Here is a 17410-nt window from a genome sequence, read left to right on the forward strand (position 1 = left end):
GTACATGAACGTTAGCACCAGCGAACTTTAAATTCAAGAAACTCAAGCTAACCTAAACCATTAAACTTAAGTTAAATTCGCATAGGCCACAACCAACCATTTACTCCCATGGCAATCAAAGTTCACTTGAACACGAGTGTGAGCGCCACTTCCTTCAACTGCAAGGACAACGCCATGTCCGAATTTAGCATGATGCACCGATTGTCCCAGTTGAAAACCTGAATCATTATCCGCTGATGGGAAAGACGAAGGTTTAGAAACCGGCTGATAACTGGCTTTGGGACGTAACTCATCCAGATATTTTGCAGGCAATTCACGTAAAAAGCGTGAAGGCCGATGATACTCCTCTCGACCATATTGTCTTCGAATTTCAGCGTAAGTCAAAACTAGCTTTTCCATGGCTCGGGTCATGCCGACATAACAAAGACGGCGCTCTTCTTCCAGTCGACCGGGTTCTTCGACTGATTGTTTCCCAGGAAAAAGCCCTTCTTCCATTCCCACCATAAAAACAATAGGGAACTCTAATCCTTTAGCGGCGTGAATCGTCATCAAATGAACACAACACTCATGATCCCCTCCTTGCATTTCCCCAGCTTCCAAAGATGCGTAGGCTAAAAACGCCGTTAACAGTGGCATCGTTTCCTCGTCATCGTATTCGTAACGAAACTGTTTAGCAGCGTTGACCAACTCATGCATATTTTCCAGACGTGACTCCGCTTTTTCACCTTTTTCTTTACTGTAATGAGCATACAACCCACTGCTTTGGATCACCAGCCGAATTTGCTCATCTAAGGATTGCTCTAATCCTTGTTGTTGCAATGACTCAATAATACCCACAAACGTTGCGAGCGCCGTGGCTGCTCGCTGGTTTAACTGATTTTGGTGCAACAATGTATTGGTAGCAGTCCATAAAGAACATGACGAATCGCGAGCTAAGGCACGAATTTCATCCAATGTTTTTTCACCGATTCCACGGGTCGGGAAATTAATAATGCGCTCAAATGAAGCATCATCATGCGGATTCGCTATCAAGCGTAAATAGGCCAAACTATCTTTAATCTCAGCGCGCTCAAAAAATCGCACGCCGCCATAAATGCGATAAGCAATACCCGCGCGCAACAGCGATTCCTCAATCACCCGCGATTGAGCATTGGAACGGTATAAAATGGCTATCTCGTCTAAAGGACGTCCTCGGCTTAGTTCTAAATCAATACGTTCTGCGACAAACCGGGCTTCTTCCAATTCATTGAACGCGCTAAACACCAGGATTGATTCACCGGTAAGTCCTGCCGTCCACAGTTCTTTACCCATACGTGAACGATTATGATTAATCAGAGCATTCGCCGCGTTTAAAATGGTTGCGGTTGAACGATAATTTTGTTCCAATCGGATCACTTTCGTCGCGAGAAAGTCTTTTGTAAATCGTTGAATGTTCTCAACTTTAGCTCCTCTCCAGCCATAGATAGATTGATCATCATCCCCAACCGCCATCACTGCGGCCTGCTCACCTGCTAACAGCTTAATCCAGGCGTATTGGATCGTGTTGGTGTCTTGAAATTCATCCACTAAAATCGCCTGAAACCGTTGCTGATAATGAGCTAAAAGTTCCGGATTATCACGTAAAAGCTCATGACAACGCAGTAAGAGTTCTGCAAAATCAATCACGCCTGCGGTTTGGCAGGCTTGTTCATACGCATGATAGATACGCACGAGGGTACGAGAAGGGCCATAATCTGGGGCTTGGATATGATGTGGTCGTAAGCCTTCGTCCTTTTTTCCATTGATAAACGATTGAGCTTGTTTCACCGGCCATTGATCGACATCAAGATTTAATGAAGTGATCACGCGCTTTAGAAGTCTTGCTTGATCGTCACTATCAAGAATATGAAACTGTTCGGGTAATTTAGCGTCTTTAAAATGTCTGCGAAGCATGCGATGGCATAAGCCATGGAACGTGCCTACCCACAAGCCTTGCACAGGACAAGCAAGAAGCTCTGTAAGTCGAGCTTTCATTTCTCCGGCCGCTTTATTAGTAAACGTCACCGCAAGTATTGAATGAGGAGAAAGCCCTTCGTGCTCAATCAACCAGGCAATTCGGCTCACCAACACCCGAGTTTTCCCGCTTCCAGCCCCCGCCAACACTAGCATATTACCCATTGGGGCGGTTACAGCAAGCTGTTGTGGTTCATTTAATCCATGCACAAAGGAAGACATACAAAGTTCCAACTAAAAAACAATGGCGACATTATTATAAATTTAGCAGCTAATTGCCAGAAACCTGTATTAATGAGACGACCCAGACTATATACCCGTAATCTTTCAAAATGCGTGATTTATGCTTTTTCTTTTTCGCCCTGCCGCATTTTGAAAGATTACGGGTATATTATTGTTTGAAACCCTGTGTTAGAGTTTCAAGCTTGTTAATATAATTTATGCCCGATGCTCATTGTGATTCAAAGAGTCAAGCACGCGTCCGTAACCGTTGCTGAAGAAATCATTGGCCAAATTAAACAAGGGTTAGTGATCTTATGTGGATTCGAAAAAGAAGATTCGAACGACACTGTAAGCTCTATGTTAGAGCGATGTCTCAAATATCGTATTATGGAAGACCACCAGGGTAAAATGAATTTAAGCCTTCAAGAGGTTAAAGGCGGCTTATTGTTAGTACCACAATTTACCTTGTTGGCTGATACAAGCCGCGGTTTACGACCCAGTTTTACCAAGGGAGCGCCACCAGAGCAAGGGCGGCAATTATTTGATGATCTCGTTCAATTGGCCAAACAACGATACGACATGGTTGAAACCGGCCGCTTTGGCGCAGAAATGCAAGTCAATTTATGCAACGATGGGCCGGTCACGTTTGTGATGTCGTTTTAATTTGCTAGAATAACTATACTTCGGATAATAACTTGTTGAACCCAATTCTTTTTCAAGGAACAGAAAACTCATGCGCTTGATCGTTAAATTCACGGCCTTATTGGGCTCTATTTTTTTATCAGCCTGCGTGAACAAAGGCTCGAATCCTGCTGATCCTTACGAGCCGATTAACCGTGAAATACATAAATTTAACATGGCGTTTGATGCTACAATGCTGCGTCCTCCGGCTCGTTTATATAAAGCCGCTGTCCCTCCTCCTATTCGTTCGGGAATCAATAACGCATATAACAATGTGAATATGTTACCCACGATAGCAAACGATCTGCTGCAAGCCGAATGGAAGTATGCCATTAAAGACACTTGGCGATTTCTAATTAACTCCACCTTCGGGATTGCTGGGGTCTTTGACGTGGCGGCAGGTCCATTTGGTTTGCCACCCCGTAGTAATGATTTAGGGTTAACCTTTGCGAAGTGGGGCGATAAACAATCCCCCTATGTTGTTATTCCCTTTCTTGGGCCAAGTACGATTCGCGATGGATTTGGTATGATGTTTGATTTTACCTTGTTCACCCCCTACCCGTACATTCCTTCCGATGCCGTTGTCTATTCTTTAATTGGATTGAGGTATATTGATCTGCGTTCTCAAATGCTAGAAACCGACCCTTTAATCGCGGAGGCTATTGATTCCTATACATTTATTCGCGACGCTTACCTTCAACGCCGCAATTTCCTCATTACCGGCGAGCAGGAACAATCGCTTGGTTCATTATACGTGGATGCTGAAGGAGAAGACGATTCATTAACCACCGAAACGCCAGCAGACGGGACACCTTCTGAGTTTCCGATTACGACCGCAGAACATGCTACACATCGCACTCCATCAACCTGAAATTCCGCCGAATACCGGTAACATTATCCGTTTGTGCGCTAACAGTGGCGCACAATTGCATCTGATCCATCCTTTAGGATTTACGTTAGAGGACAAGCGCTTAAGGCGAGCCGGTTTGGATTATCATGAATGGGCTAGGGTCATTCATTATGAGAATGACGCGGCATTTATTGAGCAACATAAAGATCGCCGTATTTTCGCCTGCACCACAAAAGCGACCACCTTATATAGCGATGTCGCCTATCAAGATGAAGATCTGTTGCTTTTTGGTGCAGAAACGCGTGGACTACCGGTTGACCTTCGTACCCAGTTTGAAGGGATCCGTATCCCCATGCAAAAAGAAAGTCGCAGTTTAAATTTATCGAATGCGGTTGCTATCATTCTCTTTGAAGCTTGGCGCCAATTAGACTTTTTTAGTTAAATCCGCTAAGCATCGTATGAAATCTCCGGCAATATCCAACCCAGTTTCATGTGCAATTTCTTGAATGCAGGTTGGGCTAGTCACATTGATTTCGGTTAAATAATCACCAATCACATCGATGCCTACAAAATATAAGCCTTTGGCTTTTAACGTGGGAGAAAGCTGCTCACATATCCATCGATCGCGTTTGGTGATTTCAACAACGTTACCAGTCGCTCCAACCGCCAAATTCCCTCTTAACTCCCCTTTTGCAGGGATTCTAGCTAAGGCGTAAGGAACGGGCTCACCATTTATCAACAAAATACGCTTATCCCCATGCGTTTTAATTTCGGGAATGTATTTTTGAGCCATGGCACTGACCGTTTCACCATGAGTTAACATCTCCAAAATTACCCCAAGATTATGGCCATCCTCGCCAACGTGAAAGACCGAACGTCCTCCCATGCCTTCTAAAGGCTTGAAAATCACATTGCGGTGCGTTTGCCAAAATGCTTTTAAAGTCGCCATGTTTCGACTCACAAGTGTTTCAGGGCAGCATTGGGCAAAATTTAAGGTATAGAATTTTTCATTCGCATCGCGAAGGCTTTGTGGGTTATTAGCGACGAGCACCCCCTCCTTTTCAGCAAGCTCAAGAGCATACGTTGCGTAAATATATTCCATGTCAAACGGAGGATCTTTACGCATTAAAATAACATCGAATTCGCTTAATGCTGTTTCACCAAGCGTTGTTGTTTCCACCCAATTTGGTTTATGAATATCTTTTATGTGGATGGAAGACATGGCAGCAAAGGCACGACCATCTCGACAGACTAAGTCACTTTGAGTAAAAAACTCACAAGACCAGCCTTGTTCTTGTGCGCTTTTAATCATGGCCACCGTCGAATCTTTGTAAGCCTTGATTGTTTCAATAGGATCCATTAACACGGCGAGCTTCATAGTTTCCTCATTAAAAAAGGTTTTATACGCTTTCTCTTGCGGCTGCAAGCGCGGCTAGTCTTGCAATCACACCATACGCGTAAAAGCGATTTGTACTGTCTACCACGTCCAACTCCGTACTCGGGGTATTACAGGCTGTTGCAAACGCCAAGGGCTCAAAATGCATGCCTGGAGCATTTAAATTTTCCGACTGCCCTCGCCCTTGATGCACGCGATAAAAGCCACCCACTACAAATTGGCCAATCATATACACCACAGGTTCCGCTACCGCTCCATTAGGCATCGTTTCATAGGTATATACTCCTTCTTGAATAATAACGCGATCTACTTTGCGCCCGCCTTTACTGGCCGCCATTTTGGTGCGTTGTTTACGATTCAGTTCAAGCACTTCTTGTCCATCTCGAACCATCATCACACTCATCCCATAAGTGCCATTATCGGCCTTAATGGCCACAAAAGGTTTCTGCTCCACCCCATAGGTTTCGTATTTTTCCTGAATTTGAGTTAATAATTTATCCGTTGCTCTCGCCATGGCTTCTAATCCTTCTTTGGCCATAAAATCAATACCATCGACCGAGGTAAATAAAGGAGAGATAAGCCAGGGATCTAAATTGATATGCTTGCCAAATTCTTCCGCTACTTCAGAGAAAAAATGAAAATGGTCCGATTTTAACCGCATGGACCAACCCATTTTGAGACTAGGATAAATCGGTTGTTCAATGCCTAGTAATAACTCAGGCACGGCACTGGATAGGTCATTATTTAAAAGAATTAAGCAAGGATTAAAATCGTCGATATATAAACGATTTTTATTCCGTTGGATGGGTTCTATTACAACCGTTTCACCATCTATGGTTTTAACGTCGGTTTTTGTCGTGATTTCAGGATTTAAGCTTCCAATCCGCACCACAAATCCTGCTTTTAGAAAGATATCGCGTAAAATTACCAAACTTTTCAGATAGAATTTATTGCGGGTATGACTTTCAGGAATAATTAAAATTTTGGTGCAGCCTGGCATTTTATCCATTAACACCGATTGCACTGCCTGAATACATAGGGGTAAAAAATCAAGATTTAAATTATTAAATCCTGCTGGAAATAGATTTGTATCAACGGGGGCCAATTTAAACCCACCATGCCTTAAATCTACAGACGACGTCACCGGCGGTGGAGTAATTTGCCATTGCTTACGAAACCAAGCCTCGATCGCCGCTACGTGGTTTAAAATAACTTCTTCAACATGATGCAAAGGGCCTGATTGAATAGTGGTAAGATTGGGTACAGGAATCACAAGCGCTCTCTCGGTTAATGAACCCTTCGGGTAAATAAGGATGTTAGCTTAGATTTAATCCAGGTTCTAGGGCTCAAGGATCAAGCTTAAACTGATCCTGAAACCTAATACCGGAACCCTAAATTTTCTGTTATGATAAAATTTTTTTCGTTCATAAGGACCAACCATGTTGCCAGGGATTTTTGATCAATACGCGAATCAAATCCAAACGTTATCGATTCTATTATTGCTTATCAATGCTATTTTACATGTCATCTTTGCGGGTGCTGTGGCAAAAGATGCTGGCATTTTATATAAAATTGGCCAACGTCCAGCGTTAGTGTCTGCCTTTACTTGGGCGTTTGCAACTCTGCTTGGAGGCGTTTTTGTAGCCGCCATATATTGGTTCATTCATCACTCTAATTTAACCAGACCGATACCCAGTGAGACCGATCATGAACGTTCCTAATATTCCAACAATTAATGTCCATCAGCTTAAAGATTTGATGGATAGTAATCCGACATTGTGTTTGATTGATGTCCGTGAAAATCATGAGTGGCAGGAAATTCGAATTCCTGGCGCAATTCATTTGCCCAAAGACAATATTACACTAAAAATACCCACCCTCGTATCCGACCCTAACCAACCTATTTATCTGCATTGCCGCAGTGGGGTGCGCTCTCTTTTTGCAGCCGGTTGCTTACTCGAACTTGGATATCAACAAGTGTATTCCGTCGAGGGAGGAATTATGCATTGGGAATTAAGTGGCTATCCCGTTGTAAAAGCCGATATAACAATCAATTCATGTCAATAGATTCTAGACGTTGGTTCATCATTTGCATGGCAATGACTCATTAGATCAGACAATTCTGCTGCTGCGAGCCTTGCTTTAGGCGCAGAATCAAGCGCATCAACATTAAGATCAAATTGACGAGCCATCAGTGATGATACCTTTGTTTTAATACGGTCATTGTCAATTGATGATAATAATAGACTTGCGTCAGTCAGATCCAAGCTTCCGGAAGGAGAGAGTGCATTTAAGCAGTGCATTGGATTGATGCCGCGTGATAAAATCTCTGCTGCTTCAGTAAAATGTCGTCCTTCGCTATACCCTTGCAGCACATAAGCCAGCGCGTCTTGTGTTGCTTCGCTAAATGATACTGTAGAAGCAGGCTCATCAAGATTAATGTTCAGTCTTGCAAGCAGCACTTTAACGAGATCATGATGTCTCGATTTTGCTGCAGCTTTTAGCGCAGTATTATAATAATGAGTACCGGTAATTAACTCACATAAAAGTTCTTTATGTCCTGTAGATGCTAACCCTTCAAGCACAATGGGTAAGTATTGTGTGCCATTACGTGCATTTAAGGCGGCACGCACTTGAGATTCATCTCCCGCTTGAGCGAACCCAAAAACAAGGCTTGCCTTAAGTGCCTCATTACTACGTAGCTTGGTGATTTGAGCAATATTTTGAGCACGAGCATAGCCTTTTGCGGCCGCCTGAATTAATTTGAGATGATCTTCCAATACTTTTTCCACAAGCTCTTCATGGCCGCCTAAAGCATAGCCATAGACTGCATCGGTTAATTTTCCTCCTTGGCTAACAAGCTCGTCAACTGCTTTCTCATTACCCTCCACGCCTTTTTTAATCAATAGATTGCATCCATTTTGATGATAATTTAACTCATAAGAGGTGATAGGCATGGCAAAAAATCCTTCATTAGAGATTATTTTGTAAATATAACTTATAATATGATCAAAATAAAGCCTAGAAAGTCATAATAAAATCAGTTAAGCTGTTAATGTAGTCTTAAGTTTAAGCCGTTAAACTTAAATAAACTAAACTTAGAATGTACGCAAGCACTTTTGCAAAACGGGGTATAGTCTCATGATCACGCAAAAACAATTAGAACAGTTACTACAAGACTATGCCATTAAATTACATGAAGATCTGCCTGAACCTCGCCCTGAGATCGCTACTATCATCAATAACTATCGTGCTTCATTTAAAGAGGCGATAGCGTTTATTGAGCAAAATGTTCGCGAGGATGTCTTTAATCTGGCTGCCATGGGGGCAAGCGATGCAAACACAACCAAGGAGCAAGAAGCTCATCTTATTTTGTTGCATCGTTTTTTGGACGCCGTCATTCAATCACACGATGAAAAGGTAACATTTCATTCAGACGTAGCTCCCGGCATAAAGGCGATGGTTATCGATCCTGCTTTGCCGGCTTCTGATCATGTATTTATCTATGATGGACCACAAAATTTAAGTTTACGTGAAAAATATATTCGCGGTATTTTAACGGCGAACCATTGGCTCACTGATCTTGATTTGCAGCGTATGGTGCAAGCGTGTGGGGCTCAGGCAAAAATTAAGATCATGCCGTTTACCAAAGAAAGCATTGGTGCCGCATTGCATTTGGTGAAACGTGATAATGCCACAGCAACTGAGCCATACTCCATTCCTTTATTATTGAACAAAGGCGGTGCTGGAGAACACCAAGGGGTGCATTGGTTGGCAGCAACAATCACCGTCGATCCAGTTGGTCACACTATTCAATATCAAATTGATGACAGCTTACGACTCAGTGAATCCGAGAGGGAAGCTTATCTGAAAAGCATTGAAGACGCCATACATTTGGATGATGGCTTTCATAAGGCTTTCCCAATTAGCGATGGTTGGAGTATTGATGCGGACAATTCTTCAGTCGTTGGGAATCAGAGCCAACGCGATGGCTATTCTTGCGGGTATCGGGCGTTGCATACATTGCTTCTCAATCCTGATATTCGCGGCAATAATGAAGCAGCAGTTAAGTACGCGGGTATTGATGCCACGTCCAGTGATGCATTGGTAAGCGCGTTTTATGAAGAGCAGCTGCAAGATTTACGGATTGAGCGTGAGATTTATGAGGCATTAGGCGTGAAAGCGTCTGCTCGCTTTAAACATCCTTTAGTCCATAAAGCCACGTCTGTAGCAATAAACGAGGAGGCATTATCTGATTTTTTAGGAACGCTGCCCGCACAGCCGATGACTCTTGCTGATGAAAGCATCGAAAATCCTACCGTGGGTGATTTTGTTCGATCCTATACTCCAGAACATCCTTTAATGCGTTTTCCAACTGGCGTCAAAGATGTCTCTCTGGGTGCAATTCAATACGAGCGATTGTTTAAACAACTGTCGCAAGTCGAAGGGCTAGCTGCCAGACCTTTGCCACGCATGGTTTTATCTCATGTTGACAACGCTGCACTGGATGGCATCAATGCATTTTTCGATAATAATCAAATAAAATTATTTAACGAATTACAAATAGACCTTGATCTGGCTGCAACGGATGATGTTGATGCGTTTGTTTCTAAATTGAAATTTGCTTTAAATAATTTATCGCGTTCCGATTTAAGTCGTTTAGTTATTGCCGACGAGAAAGGCGTTTTAACGTCTGATCATGTCCGTGAGTTGCGATCTTTTATTGAGGCGAAAACAGTTGCTGTTGCCATTGATTTACCCGCATCGTTTCGAGAAACAACGGCTCAACGTCAGTTAGACCAAGTCATCGAGATAAATAGGCGTCTAAAAAATAATGAATTATTAGCTGGAAAAATTGCAGCACAACCGACAGAAAGCCAGAGAGAAGCAAGCGCTCCTGTAAGAAGGCGAGCACGCATTGATTTGCGCCATGCAAGAAAAATTGACATTGAGTTACAAGAAGGCGTGGAAGAGGACGTTGTTGTTGAATCGTTTGCGCCCAAAAAGCGTGGTGGTCCAGAGCATAAAGCGCTGAATGTTTTAAGATTAGAGCAATTAAAAGAAGCAGTAACAACCAATAATTTCCAAGCGTTTAATGGCACGGCGTATGGCCTCAGTAAAACAGCATTGGTTGCCCACTGGCATACGGTATTTGGCAATATTGTACACGGAACTCTCGCTTTAGGTCTTCCTGAACAAAAGAAATTGAGAAGAACATTAGGTAACAATATAGAAACCGTAGGACAGCAATGGATTTTGGTCAATCAAGAGCTCAGTGGCATCAGTACTGCCGCTTTTGCCAAAACGAACGAGTTTTCTGATCATTTTGCGGATGGCATTAATATTCATCAGCTCCCACCAGGATTTGTGCTGGTCAGCGATCCTGAAAATCCAGACGCTCAAGTGTTGCATTATGATGCAAGTGTTGAGGCTCAAAGCACATTATTCCCTAAACTGACAGCCAAAGCGGCAAGGCAGCCATTAAGCATGGATTTGGTGAAACAGTTGCTTACAGGAGAGTGGGCTAAAACATCATTGGATAGTATTTGGCAGAGCTTAAACGCATCCCAATCTTATTCTCGTAAAGACAATGAATGCTTCCGGCAATATCTGCCAGAATTAATGCGTTTAAACGAAGAACAGTTAGCGAATGTCATGGCGCTTTGTGGGAGCGCTGAAGCCTTTGATGTAGGCAAGCTTAAATTTATTTTTGAGCATCTTAATGAAGCCAGAGCATCTCACGTAGACCCTTACGATGAAACAGTTCTGGCTGATATTCGTTGGATGGAAACTATTTTTCCATCGCCAGAAGCTAGAGAACGCTTTGTTACTCTGGCGCATTCGATTCAGCCAAAAGAAGTTGCAAAGCACCCACTGTTTACTTTGTTGGAAACAGCTCATGCAGACGCCTTACTCGTTCAATTAAGAAAGGCAAACACATCCTATCCGTTAACCGACGTCGAGCTCAATGGCCTTTTAACCGTCTATGATCAGTATGGCCCTGCCGGTGTTGAAAAAATATTAAACACATGGCAAGACATTAATGCGTTGCCAAACCTTAATATCACGCAACTGCCCTCTGTTTTAAAGAATGTGGCAAGTTATGAGTCCATGTTATTTCGTGATGATGTTCTCAATGCGGCCAAAACCATCAATGGCTTATCCTCTGTACAACGCCAATGGTGGGATACGCTTTATCAGGCACATCAGCCAAAAGATGATAATTTGATCGATTTAGTGAGAAGCTTTACTGGGTTTGTCCGGGCGGTTGAATCAAAGGACCTGGAGTTTTATTCACTCGATGGGGTAGCAACACCATTTTCTGGTGCCGGGAATATGCCTATGGCGTTGGGCAGAATGCTCAGCATTCTCGACTTAAGTGACTCACGTGATCAATTCTGGCAATGGCGTGCTATGGCACACATTAATTTGTCAGCACAAGGTGCTTTGCGCGCGTTGACGGATGGACTTAAAGGCTCAAGACCGTGCAGTTTCGTGATTCCAGAAATGGCTCTTGACCCAGAAACGACGATTCAGGAAGAAGTTTATGATACGTCTATTTATGATACGTCTAGGAACTACAAAGCAATTGTTAAGACGACAGAGGATGAGCGCTTAAAACAATTCTATCGATTTATCGCCCATCAAAAATATCGCATGCCCTTATCCTTTTATCAGGAAGCGGTTGGTGAGCTTGAGCGAATACGTAGAAGCAAAGAACTTCCGGCACCATCAGTAAATCAGCTGTATGCGCTGCTGTCGGAGGCAACCACCGGTGATAATTGTCGTTATTTTATTAAAAGCGTTGATGAGGCGCGCGCCCAATGGCAAAGCATCGTTGATAATATTAAACACATCCAACTGCCAGTAAAGACTGAAGTAGCAAAAGGAGTAGCGACTGACCTATTAATGGGTTTAGAGAGGCTACCTGCTTTGCCGGTGTTGGCGACCCTGGTGCAATTAATTACTAAGTCGCTGCAAAATGTAGGGGTCTTCGACCTCCCTGGTCTTCCAGCAAAAATGAATCGTTTTGGACCATCAAATGACTTACTAAACAAATTTGTTGCAGCCCTTGGCTCTAAAATTTATTTGGGCATGAAATTTTATTCTGAAGCGGATTTTACCAGAAGATATCCTGTGTCTACTGAAGAAGAGAGCGCATATCCGGGGGGTAGGGACTTATTTGAAGAACATCTTGCCGTCAGTGTTGCTTTGGACAAAAAAGCCGTAGCCCATGAACTGTTGTCATTGATTAGCACCTTTAAAATTAATACCGCCAATGCAGTTGAGGTAGCTCATGCAGTTCAAGCCGTGAAATCTAATGATGAGTTTAACGATATTTTGTTAAATTATGCCCTTGAACTTTTCCAGGATGTGGAAACAGTAGAAAGATTGGATTATAAGGCACTGGTTGATTTTTTAAACCAATTGACTCCTGTTATCACAGAACAACGAGAGCGATTCACCAAACACTATCGTGAATTGGAACAAAAAGTTCGCTCTCATGAGGCAACCAACGCGGAAATAAAAGAATTTGGTAAGCTTGGACTCGTAAATCTTCTCACGGAGCACAATATACCTGAACTTAAAAAAGATGCACAACCGATATTAGTTAACTTTTCTAAAGATGCGCTACAAAAAGCGGTTGAAGCTCAATTCAAGGGTGTTTTCCCACCAACTTACTTTGCGACATTAAGAGCGGGCACAGCAACGGGTGATGTTGCTCAGCGAATCAATGATGTGTTTAAAAATACTGAGCTGCGAGACGCTTTTGAGCGTATCCGCGTTCGTTATCATGCAGAGAACTCTGATGAGATGATGTCGTTGGTTGATTCGTTTGAAGTCATTTTAAATCAGTTGGATTCACAGCATAAAAGAATCCAATTACTTGAGAAACTAACCGATGAGCGCTTACTGGCCGTGCCCGTCAGTCAATACAATCAATTGCTGACTGCCATCGCAGAACATGGCAGTTCCGGGTTTATCTATTTTATGGAAGCGGATGACAATTTTCCTAAAAAACCCGTTGAAGGGTTGGCATTAAAGGCTGGGTATTTTATCTCAGAAGCGCTGCCGCGATTACGTGAAGATTTAAAGCCATCAAGGCAACTTGGCGAAATGGATGTGATTGGTCTGGTTGCAGATCTGGTGCTCGCGGGTAAAGGCGATGAAATTAATGCTACTTTGGATATTAATCAAGAGTTAACAAAAGCTTGTCAGCGTGTTCAAAAGACACTCTCATCCTCTCCAGCCATTCCAGAAGACATTGAGCGTGTGTTGAATGAAACGCAAACCGCGCATCCGGCTTTGCGTTCTTTGGAGGCCATTGTTGACCTTAAAGCACATCTTGCATGGCTAACAGTACCTGAGACTGAAACAGTAAAAATTCCAAAAATAAAATTTGTAGAAGTAGAAATTACAAGAGAAGTAACTGGCATAGCTAAAACCGCAAGAAATTTTTTAAGTAGCTGGACTTGGGGAGTTGTTGAGAAAGCGCCTGAAACTGAAGTGGTAAAAGAGCTGCGTGAAGAAACGTATGAAGAAGAGGAAATAAGACCGGTTGATAAAAAACTGGATGATAAATTAGTAGAAGCAGCTCTAAGTGAAATCAATGAGATTACCCGGCAAAGCACCACGTATACCTTCGCACTGTCACAAACCTTTGGATTAATTAAAGACTTAGTGGATCATTATCCTGCCGCCAAATCGCTGCTTTTGCCGCTCACACGCCAATATTTAAGCTTTAGACCAACACAAGCCGATGCTGAGGAACGTCACATCGGTATTGCCCATCGACACCTGGCTTTATTGCATCAGGAGTTTTTAGCACTTGATGATCAGGATTTGGTCATCAGCTTATGCGAGCACTTTGGCGGTAAAGACAGCACTTATAATTTTGAAACGCTACTGCATATTCTGAAAGGCGAGACAATCACAATTTCGCAAGAAGGTGAGGCTCTGGCGCTTGATTTTAAACCGTATCCCACCTTGGCGCCTCGCGCTAAAAAACAAGTCTTGCTCGTGGTCTCCTCACTGTTAAATAATGACAAACCTTGCTCATTAAAAGACATCCAAGATTTAATCAATCACTGCCATGATGAGACACATGGCCATGAGTATGTGACCGTTTTGGAAACGGTATTTAGAGCCGCTCCTTTCCCAACCCTTGATAAAGTTGACCAATGGAATGCAGCGGCTAAAGGACAGAGCGAACAGTCCTTCAAGGATTATATTACAGAGCAGTATAAAACATGGAGTAAGGCGCCTGTTGCTCGTGAAGAAAGCGTCAATGGCTTTGATTTAACGAACGCCAAAGATCAATGTGCTCGCATGCAGGGAATGACCTACTCTCAGAAAGAGCTCGAAGCCATTGATAGGGAAGTTAAAGCCGCACAACAATTAGATACTGAAGCACTGCTGCAACAAATACAGGATATAAAAGATAAAGAGAAAGAGAATTCAACAAAACTTGTAGCGTTGATGGCGGAACTGTTATATCGCACCAAAGGGCTGCCACAGAAAGGGATTGGAGAAAGCCGTGAATATGGCCGTTCCTTTGAAATCAATACCACCCAATACCTTGCCATTCATTCGATGCTCAAAGCCGGCGGTCATGTCACCAGCCAAATTGGCACCGGAGAAGGCAAGTCGCGCATCATGATGATATCCATTGCTTGTCAATATGCGTTAGGGAGAACGGTTGATTTTGTTACCGCTGATGTTTCCTTAGCAACCCGTGATTATCTTGAATATCAGGCATTTTTTAAAGCACTGGGTGCCCAAACCAATTTAATTATGGCCAATACCCCGGCCAGTGAATATCGTATTGGCGGCATTAATTTTTCTGATGCCTCAAATCTAAGTCTCTTTCGTAACAAGGCACGCAGCGAAGGCAAGGGTGAGCTTGTTATTGCTGAAGATCCTAACGATCGCGCCTTGATGCTAGATGAAGCCGATAAAACTTACTTTGATGCCGCCGACACACGATTTAATTATTCCGCGCACGCCGATCCAGCCATACGTGATATGCCATGGGTTTATGAACTTATGGTTGAGTTTTTTAGTGACCCTAAAAACAGAGACTTGTATGATGGCCCCGCGAGTGATGCGGATCGATGCAATCAGGCATTTAAAGATTTTGCTCGAGGTAAACTTGATGAAGCACAGATGAAGCGGCTGGAGGCTATTTCTGTGAAACAGCTCGAAGCCTGGGAAAGTTCTGCTTTAACGGCTTTGAGTCTCGAATTTCAGGAAGATTTTACCCTTCGCTCTGATGTTACCATTTTAACCAAACATGGTCCGAAACAAGTCAGTCAGGCACAGCTGATTAGTGGGGGTCGAGCCAGCGAAAATGCCAAATTTTCATTTGGTGTGCATCAATGTCTGCATGCAAGACTCAATCAGGAAAGGAAACGTGCCAAGGCAACGCTTCTTGCTGCTGGAGCGTCATTAACGCCACTTCAACAGCAGTTAATCGATGATAAGTTTAAGTATCCTTTTTCCATTGATTCTGAAAACCAGATTATTTATTCCTCAACGAGTAAATCGCTCTTGGATGATTATTCAGAAGGCGAATTATTAGCAGTTACAGGAACAGCAGGCTCTATTCAGGAACAAGAAGAGGCAAAGGCAGTCTATGGATCAAACGCCAGCGAGATGACTTTTATCGATATGCCAAGACATCGCGGCCAAAAGCGAATAGACTTACCCGTTGCTCTGGCCAACAATGAAGTGGCCCATCATCAGAAAATTTTATCAGCGGTGCGAGAGGCAATCCGACGCAAACAGCCGGTTTTGCTGGTTTGCGAAAACGATGAAGAAAGTCAAACGCTTCATCTTTTTCTAAAAAAGAATTTAAGTACTGCCGAAGAGTCTCAATTAAAACGCATCAGCGCTGATACAAAACTGGCTGAAGAAGCGTCCCATGTCAAAGAGACTGCAGGCCAACCAGGTGCAATTACGGTCACTACCGCCATGTTGGGTCGTGGTACGGATATTAAGCTCCATGGTGTAGCCGATCATCATGGGTTAAGTGTGATTGCCACCTACCTGCCTCGTGAGAGAGATTATTTCCAAATTGTCGGTCGCAGTGGTCGTTTTGGTGCGAAAGGCGATTCACGATTAATCTTGGATAAAGAAAGACTCAAAGTTCGTTTTGGCGTCGACGTATTACCTACGGAGTTTTATACAGCGACCGAGAGTTACCTCAGACACCAGCAAGCACGGATGGATGAATTTGCCCAGAAACAACGGGTGATAAAAGATGTGGTGGGAGATTTTAGATTAGCGTTAACCAAGCAGTTTTTTAATCAATTTTACGCGCCTGTTTATAAAGAAGGCAATGATAAGGATACATTGCTGCAATCTTGGCGAGGTTTTTTTGATAAAACAGATAAAGCATGGAATGATGTGTGGCCAAAAATCAGTGAACAACTGTCGAAAGAACCCGTCAATAGAGGCGAGATCGATACGCTTCTCAGCCAATATCAAGCATCGGTTCAGGAAGAATGGAAGGCAATGCGCGAGTATTTGCAAGCTCAAATCAGAGATGGAAAAATTACCTCTGAAGCAGGGGAAAGCAAGGTCGATGCCTGTTTGAACAAAGAAGTTGGTCAAATTAAGCTTGAGGGAAAAACGAATGCTTTGATTGGTGGTACCCTTTCTATACCTCCATACAGAACCGTGGTGGCAAAGCGTTATGATGAAGCGTTCGTTGGCCGCGCGGTTATCTACAGAAATTTTGGCGACCGAGTTAAATCTTTTTTCAGCAATATTACTGCAGCATGGCGTGGCGATGGTCCCTGGTTTCCTAATTATAAAGCCGCTAGGAATGGTCATATGAGTTGGTCGCAGTTTTTCTTTGGCGCTCGTGGGAAGCCGCTTACCGTGCCTGAGCCGCCTGAGCCACCACGTGTTGCCGAGCCTACAGCGTCGCCAACTGACGGTGATTACGACGAACCTATTGCACCATCCTCTTATAGCATGGTTACTCAAAAACTGCCCGACCATTCACCAGAGCAACCTAAAGAAGAGGCTTCAGTGTTGAATGGTTCTCAAGAAAATATTAAAGAAGTTGTGCGTAGCTTGCGTCGTTCTGCTGATTCCGAAAGTGACTCAAACAGCTTATCAGAAGATGATACAGCGGAACCCCAAAGCAATAGGAAATAAATTTAAAGCCAGGTGTTTTCATATTGCTCTTCCATTTAAGGGCTCTATCGCATTTGAAAACTTTTGCGAGAGAGCCCAATTTTTTACCTCCCAATTAAGGT

Annotated in this window: 10 protein-coding genes; 6 read left to right on the top strand and 4 right to left on the bottom strand. The window is 43.2% G+C overall.

What is annotated here, in order from left to right; all coding sequences use genetic code 11:
* Positions 1 to 66 precede the first annotated feature (66 nt).
* The gene (gene uvrD, locus E1O47_RS05685; protein ID WP_133130303.1) at positions 67 to 2214 is read right to left on the bottom strand and encodes a DNA helicase II; all 2148 of its coding nucleotides are present in this window, start codon (positions 2212 to 2214) and stop codon (positions 67 to 69) included.
* Between the two features lie 225 nt (positions 2215 to 2439).
* Between uvrD and dtd the strand changes: the two genes are divergently transcribed.
* From dtd to trmL, 3 genes are all read left to right on the top strand, one after another.
* Positions 2440 to 2877 carry a D-aminoacyl-tRNA deacylase gene (dtd, locus tag E1O47_RS05690; protein ID WP_133130304.1) on the top strand — a complete coding sequence of 146 codons (438 nt, stop codon included), beginning with the start codon at positions 2440 to 2442 and terminating at the stop codon, positions 2875 to 2877.
* A gap of 70 nt (positions 2878 to 2947) precedes the next feature.
* Complete coding sequence (locus E1O47_RS05695) at positions 2948 to 3766, top strand: MlaA family lipoprotein (protein WP_133130305.1); 819 nt, start codon at positions 2948 to 2950, stop codon at positions 3764 to 3766.
* Positions 3738 to 4187, top strand: coding sequence for a tRNA (uridine(34)/cytosine(34)/5-carboxymethylaminomethyluridine(34)-2'-O)-methyltransferase TrmL (gene trmL / locus E1O47_RS05700; RefSeq protein WP_133130306.1), 450 nt, complete (start codon positions 3738 to 3740; stop codon positions 4185 to 4187). The genes E1O47_RS05695 and trmL overlap by 29 nt, the downstream gene beginning before the upstream one ends.
* Here the strand turns inward: trmL and gshB are convergent.
* Positions 4170 to 5123, bottom strand: a complete 954-nt coding sequence (gene gshB, locus E1O47_RS05705; RefSeq protein ID WP_133130307.1) for a glutathione synthase — start codon at positions 5121 to 5123, stop codon at positions 4170 to 4172. The two genes, trmL and gshB, sit on opposite strands and share 18 nt — an antisense overlap.
* 22 nt (positions 5124 to 5145) lie before the next feature.
* A complete protein-coding gene (gene gshA, locus E1O47_RS05710; RefSeq protein ID WP_133130308.1) occupies positions 5146 to 6414 on the bottom strand; it encodes a glutamate--cysteine ligase in 1269 nt (422 codons plus the stop codon).
* A 166-nt stretch (positions 6415 to 6580) separates the two neighbouring features.
* On the opposite strand from gshA, the gene E1O47_RS05715 reads away from it, so the two are divergent.
* Both E1O47_RS05715 and E1O47_RS05720 read left to right on the top strand, forming a co-directional pair.
* A complete protein-coding gene (locus tag E1O47_RS05715) occupies positions 6581 to 6862 on the top strand; it encodes a hypothetical protein (RefSeq protein WP_133130309.1) in 282 nt (93 codons plus the stop codon).
* Positions 6849 to 7208 carry a rhodanese-like domain-containing protein gene (locus E1O47_RS05720; RefSeq protein ID WP_133130310.1) on the top strand — a complete coding sequence of 120 codons (360 nt, stop codon included), beginning with the start codon at positions 6849 to 6851 and terminating at the stop codon, positions 7206 to 7208. The genes E1O47_RS05715 and E1O47_RS05720 overlap by 14 nt, the downstream gene beginning before the upstream one ends.
* On the opposite strand, the gene E1O47_RS05725 is transcribed toward E1O47_RS05720, so the two are convergent.
* Positions 7202 to 8098: a hypothetical protein gene (locus E1O47_RS05725; RefSeq protein WP_133130311.1), complete on the bottom strand. Its 897-nt coding sequence runs from the start codon at positions 8096 to 8098 to the stop codon at positions 7202 to 7204. The genes E1O47_RS05720 and E1O47_RS05725 overlap by 7 nt on opposite strands.
* A gap of 184 nt (positions 8099 to 8282) precedes the next feature.
* Between E1O47_RS05725 and E1O47_RS05730 the strand changes: the two genes are divergently transcribed.
* Complete coding sequence (locus E1O47_RS05730; protein WP_133130312.1) at positions 8283 to 17309, top strand: preprotein translocase subunit SecA; 9027 nt, start codon at positions 8283 to 8285, stop codon at positions 17307 to 17309.
* Positions 17310 to 17410: the final 101 nt, after the last annotated feature.

The organism is Legionella yabuuchiae (assembly GCF_900640115.1).
Lineage (GTDB): Bacteria > Pseudomonadota > Gammaproteobacteria > Legionellales > Legionellaceae > Legionella_A > Legionella_A yabuuchiae.

Coding starts and splice junctions, on each gene's coding strand:
- uvrD (WP_133130303.1), bottom strand. CDS start 2,214: ATGTCTTCCTTTGTGCATGGATTAAATGAACCACAACAGCTTGCTGTA.
- dtd (WP_133130304.1), top strand. CDS start 2,440: ATGCTCATTGTGATTCAAAGAGTCAAGCACGCGTCCGTAACCGTTGCT.
- E1O47_RS05695 (WP_133130305.1), top strand. CDS start 2,948: ATGCGCTTGATCGTTAAATTCACGGCCTTATTGGGCTCTATTTTTTTA.
- trmL (WP_133130306.1), top strand. CDS start 3,738: ATGCTACACATCGCACTCCATCAACCTGAAATTCCGCCGAATACCGGT.
- gshB (WP_133130307.1), bottom strand. CDS start 5,123: ATGAAGCTCGCCGTGTTAATGGATCCTATTGAAACAATCAAGGCTTAC.
- E1O47_RS05715 (WP_133130309.1), top strand. CDS start 6,581: ATGTTGCCAGGGATTTTTGATCAATACGCGAATCAAATCCAAACGTTA.
- E1O47_RS05720 (WP_133130310.1), top strand. CDS start 6,849: ATGAACGTTCCTAATATTCCAACAATTAATGTCCATCAGCTTAAAGAT.
- E1O47_RS05725 (WP_133130311.1), bottom strand. CDS start 8,098: ATGCCTATCACCTCTTATGAGTTAAATTATCATCAAAATGGATGCAAT.
- E1O47_RS05730 (WP_133130312.1), top strand. CDS start 8,283: ATGATCACGCAAAAACAATTAGAACAGTTACTACAAGACTATGCCATT.